The 4,037-nt window shown below is 77.0% G+C and carries 3 protein-coding genes and 1 pseudogene; all 4 read left to right on the top strand.

What is annotated here, in order from left to right; genetic code table 11:
* On the top strand, positions 1-796 hold a 796-nt coding region (locus E2C05_RS29480), incomplete at its 5' end, for a DUF4159 domain-containing protein (RefSeq protein WP_133223188.1).
* Positions 797-913: 117 nt separating this feature from the next.
* Positions 914-3,007, top strand: a complete 2,094-nt coding sequence (locus tag E2C05_RS29475; protein ID WP_133223187.1) for a hypothetical protein — start codon at positions 914-916, stop codon at positions 3,005-3,007.
* Complete coding sequence (locus tag E2C05_RS29470; protein ID WP_133223186.1) at positions 3,007-3,384, top strand: hypothetical protein; 378 nt, start codon at positions 3,007-3,009, stop codon at positions 3,382-3,384. The genes E2C05_RS29475 and E2C05_RS29470 overlap by 1 nt, the downstream gene beginning before the upstream one ends.
* Positions 3,385-3,597: 213 nt before the next feature.
* Positions 3,598-4,037, top strand: a pseudogene (locus E2C05_RS29465) (ankyrin repeat domain-containing protein); the annotation flags it as partial.

The raw sequence follows: 4,037 nt of genomic DNA, 5'->3' as shown, positions 1-4,037 counted from the left end.
CCGCGCCGCCATGCCGCTGCGCGCCGGGATGGTGCTGCTCGCTTTGCTGGCGGCGGCGCCGGCCGCGGCGCAGCGCGGCGCCCCGGCGGGGGAGGCCGACCCGGCGCTCGCCACCCGCCTCGCCTATGTCGTCACCGGCGATGCCTCGCTCGACGAGACGCAGCGCATGGGCCTGCTCGGCCTCTCCGACTTCGTCAACCGCCGCACCGCCGCGGCGCTGGCCGAGCCGGCGGCGGTGACGCCGGGGCAGGACGACCTCTCGCTCTTCCCGCTGCTCTACTGGGTGGTGACGGCGGAGGCGCCGCAGCCGGACGCCGCGGCGGTGAAGGCGCTGAACGACTTCATGCGCCAGGGCGGCATCATCCTGTTCGACACGCGCGACGAGGGCAGCGGCGAGGGTTTCGCCAGTGGCGCCCGCGCGGCGTTGCGCCGCGTCACGCGCGACCTCGCCATCCCGCCGCTGGCGCCGGTGCCGGAGGACCATGTCCTCAAGCGCGCCTTCTACCTGCTGCCCGACCTGCCCGGGCGCTTCGCCGGCGGCCAGGTCTGGGTGGCGCGCGACCAGGACCGCGCCAATGACAGCGTCAGCCCGGTGATCGTCGGCGGGCATGACTGGGCCAGTGCCTGGGCGATCGACGCCCGCGGCAACAACCCCTTCGCGGTGATCCCGGGCGGCACGCGGCAGCGCACCCTCGCCTACCGCTTCGGCGTCAACCTCGTCATGTACGCGCTGACCGGCAACTACAAGGGCGACCAGGTGCATGTGCCGGCGATCCTCGAAAGGCTCGGCAACTAGATGCGGCCCCGGCCCGCGCCCCCTGCCGTGACCCACCGCCCGGGCGCCCCGTGCCGGGGCCGGCCGGCAGCCCGACAGCGCGCCGCGACGCCGCGGCAGGAAAGGCATCGTCGCTGAATGCAGCAGGCCCTCGCCGGCATCGACCTCGCGCCCATCCTGCCGCCCTGGCTGATCGGCGCGCTCGGCCTCGTCGCCCTGCTCTCGCTCCTCCCCGCGCTGTGGCGGCGGGCGCGCGGGGCCGGGCTGCGGGCGCTGGTCTTCGCCCTCATCCTCCTCGCCCTCGCCAATCCCCGCCTGGTCGAGGAGACGCGGGAGGTGCGGCCCGACATCGCGCTGCTGGTGGTCGACCGCTCCGACAGCGCCCGCATCGGCGACCGCGCCCGGCAGATCGAGGCCGCCCGCGCCGCCATCGAGGCCCGCGCCGGCCGGCTGCCCGAGCTCGAGCTGCGCACGGTCGAGGTGCCGGAGGGCGGCAACCAGGGCACCCGCCTGTTCGCCGCCATGGAGCGGGCGCTGGCGGACATCCCGCGCGCCCGCCTGGCCGGCGTCATCGCGCTGACCGACGGGCAGGTGCATGACGTCCCCGCGGCGTCCCCGATCGACGCCCCCTTCCACGCCCTGCTGCCCGGCCGCGCCGGGGAGACGGACCGGCGGCTGCGCGTCATCGAGGCGCCGGGCTTCGGCATCGTCGGCCGCAGCGTCGAACTGCGCGTCGCGGTGGACGATCTCGGCGTGCCCAATGTCGCCGGCTCGGCCCGCCTCTCCATCCGCCGGGACGGCCAGCCGCCGCGGGTCGAGAGCGTGCCCGTGGGGCGCGAGCACCGCATCGAGGTGCCGATCGAGCGCGGCGGCCCGACCGTCATCGAGCTGGCGGCCGAGGCGCGGCCGGGCGAGGTCAGCGACCTCAACAACCGCGCCGTCGTCACGGTGACCGGCGTGCGCGACCGGCTGCGCGTGCTGCTGGTGAGCGGCGAACCCCACGCGGGCGAGCGCACCTGGCGGCGCCTGCTGAAGGCCGATCCCGGCGTCGACCTGGTGCATTTCACCATCCTCCGCCCGCCGGAGAAGGACGACCTGACGCCGCTGAACGAGCTGGCGCTGATCGCCTTCCCGGTGCGCGAGCTGTTCCAGGTGAAGCTGCGCGAGTTCGACCTGATCGTCTTCGACCGCTTCGCCAATCGCGGCATCCTGCCGCCGGCCTATCTGCGCAACATCGCCGACTACGTGCGCGGCGGCGGCGCGCTGCTGATGTCGGTGGGGCCGGAATTCGCCGGCTCGGTCAGCCTGGCGGCGACGCCGCTCGGCGCCGTGCTGCCGGCGCGGCCGGTGGCCGGCCTCGGCCAGTCCGGCGCGGCCGAGGGCGCCTTCCGCCCCCGCGTCACCGGCATCGGCGCCCGCCACCCGGTGACGGAGGGGCTGACCGGCGCCAACCGCGACGAGAATTCCGAGGCGAGCTGGGGCCGCTGGTACCGCAGCATGCGCGCCGACCCGCGGGCCGGCACCACCGTGATGGAAGCCGCCGGCGGGGCGCCGCTGCTGGTGCTGGACCGCGTCGGCGATGGCCGCGTCGCGCTGCTGCTGTCCGACCATATCTGGCTGTGGTCGCGCGGCCATGACGGCGGCGGGCCGCAGGCGGAACTGCTCCGCCGCGCCGCGCATTGGCTGATGCGGGAGCCGGAACTGGAGGAGGAGGACCTGACGGCGCGGATCGAGGGCGGCCACCTGCGGATCGAGCGCCGCAGCCTGGAAGCCGGGCCGCCGCCCGAGGCGGTGGTGACCGCGCCGGATGGCAGCACCCGCCGCGCGCCGCTCACGGCCGGCGCCGGCGGCCGCGCCACGGCGGAGCTTCCGGCCGACCAGCCGGGGGTGTGGCAGGTCTCGGATGTGCGGCGCAGCGCCTTCGTGGCCGCCGCCGCCGCCAACCCGCCGGAGGTCGCCGACCTGCGCGCCGATGCGGCCCGGCTGGCGCCCATCCTGGCGGCGACCGGCGGGGCGCAGCGGTGGCTGGGCGCCGGGCCGGAGCCGGCGCTGCCGGAGCTTCGCCGCGTCGGGCCGGGGCGGGATGCGCAGGGCGCCGCCTGGATCGGCCTGCGCCGCAACGGCGACCATACCGTGACCGGCATCGCCGCCCTGCCGCTGCTGCCGCCCTGGCTGGCCCTGCCGCTGGTCCTCGGCCTGGCCGTGCTGGCCTGGCGGCGGGAGGGACGCTGATGCGCCGCGCCCTGCCGGCCACGCGGCCGGCCGCGCTGCTGGCGGCGCTGCTGGCCCTAGCGGCCTGCGCGCAGGAGCCGCCGCTGGAGACGCGGCTGCAGCCCTATGTCGGCCAGACCGAGGCGCAGCTGGTCGGCGCCCTGGGCGTGCCGAACGCCACCTATGCCACGGAGGGCACGCGGTTCCTGCAATTCCAGGAGGCGTCGAGCACCGTCTATCCCGGCGACCCCTTCTGGCCCGGCCCCTTCTACGGCCGGCGCTTCGGCGGCCCGATCTACGCGCCGCCGCTGGTGGTGACCCGCACCTGCGCCATCACCTTCGCGGTGCAGGAGGGCCGGGTGACCGGCTTCACCTTCCGGGGCAATGGCTGCCGCTAGGGAGGGTCGGGTTCGTCCGAACCGGCCAGTGGCGCCGGGAGACCGGCCGCCGGGCGCATCCATGCCGCGCGGCATCGCGCGGCGCGGCATCCGGCCCGCGATGCCTGGCCCGAAGCCGCAGGCGTGGTGCGGCGAACACGCGGCGCGCGACGGGCGGGCGGGCCGCCCGGCCCCCGGCTGGCCACCCCGCGCCCCGCGCGGTAAGCAGACGGCATGCGCCGTTCCGCCCCGCTCCTGCCGCTGCTCCTGCTCGCCAGCCTCGTCCTGCCGGCGGGGGAAGCCGCAGCGCAGCTCTCCCGCGGCGGCCGCGGCCCGCTGACGCCGGAGGGCGGCAACCGGGCCGTCCGCCCGCCGCCGCCGGCCCTGCCCGGGCTGCAGAACCGCACCGCCCCGGCGCCGATTCCCGCCGACCCGAACCAGGTCCTCTCGCCCAATGCGGCGCTGTTCGACGCCATCAACCGCGGGGACATCGCCGCGGCGCGGGATGCCGTGGCGCGCGGCGCCGACCTCGAGGCGCGGAACGTGCTCGGCCTGACGGCCGTGGATGCGGCGGTGGACCAGGGGCGCACGGAGATCATGTTCTACCTTCTCTCGGTCCGGTCCGGGACGCGGGTGCAGGGCCCGCCGCCGGAGGAGCCGGCGCCGCCCCGCCC

This window comes from Paracraurococcus ruber, from assembly GCF_004353985.1.
GTDB lineage: Bacteria > Pseudomonadota > Alphaproteobacteria > Acetobacterales > Acetobacteraceae > Paracraurococcus > Paracraurococcus ruber.
Note: the sequence above shows the minus strand (reverse complement) of the source record. Positions and strands in the feature narration are given on the sequence as shown.

Excerpts from the sequence above, each read along its gene's own strand:
- E2C05_RS29475 (WP_133223187.1), top strand. The coding sequence starts at position 914 with ATGCAGCAGGCCCTCGCCGGCATCGACCTCGCGCCCATCCTGCCGCCC.
- E2C05_RS29470 (WP_133223186.1), top strand. The coding sequence starts at position 3,007 with ATGCGCCGCGCCCTGCCGGCCACGCGGCCGGCCGCGCTGCTGGCGGCG.